1 protein-coding gene is annotated in these 598 nt (G+C 62.9%); it reads left to right on the plus strand.

Going from position 1 to position 598, the window contains the following annotated elements:
* Window positions 1-531 (plus strand): tyrosine-type recombinase/integrase (locus tag AACY08_RS28085; protein ID WP_339472360.1); only part of this gene is annotated, 531 nt, incomplete at its 5' end.
* Between the last annotated feature and the right edge of the window lie 67 nt (window positions 532-598).

Genomic DNA, 598 nt, shown 5'->3' on the forward strand with positions numbered 1-598 from the left:
GATGTGACGACCCCGGCGGGCTTACGCGATCGGGCGCTAATCGGGTTGATGGTCTATTCGTTCGCTCGCATCGGCGCTGCGCTGGGAATGCGGGTGGAGGACGTGTTTGTGCAGAATCGCCGGTTGTGGGTGCGGTTGCATGAGAAGGGCGGCAAACGCCACGAGATGCCCTGCCATCACAATCTGGAGGAATATCTGATCGCCTACCTCGACGGATGCGAGCTACGCGATGATCGCAAGGGGCCGCTGTTCCGAACGATCGGGCGTGGGACTAAGCGACTAAGCGATACCCCCCTGCCCCAGGCCAGCGCGTTCCAGATGGTGCGCCGGCGCGCCAGCGCGGCTGAGATCGAGACGGCGATTGGTAACCATTCGTTCCGCGCCACTGGCATCACCGCCTATCTGAAAAACGGCGGGACGCTGGAGCGCGCCGCGACGATGGCGAACCATGCGTCCACCCGTACCACCCAGCTCTACGATCGTCGGCCCGACGACGTAACGCTGGACGAGGTGGAGCGCGTGCTGATCTAGGCCGTAGACCCATCTGTGGACGCCCCTTCGGTTGCAAGCGGTATTTGGAAGTTCTGACACTGTGTCG

Origin of the sequence: Pseudomonas sp. EL_65y_Pfl1_R83, assembly GCF_963970695.1 — a bacterium.
GTDB classification, from domain to species: domain Bacteria; phylum Pseudomonadota; class Gammaproteobacteria; order Pseudomonadales; family Pseudomonadaceae; genus Aquipseudomonas; species Aquipseudomonas tritici.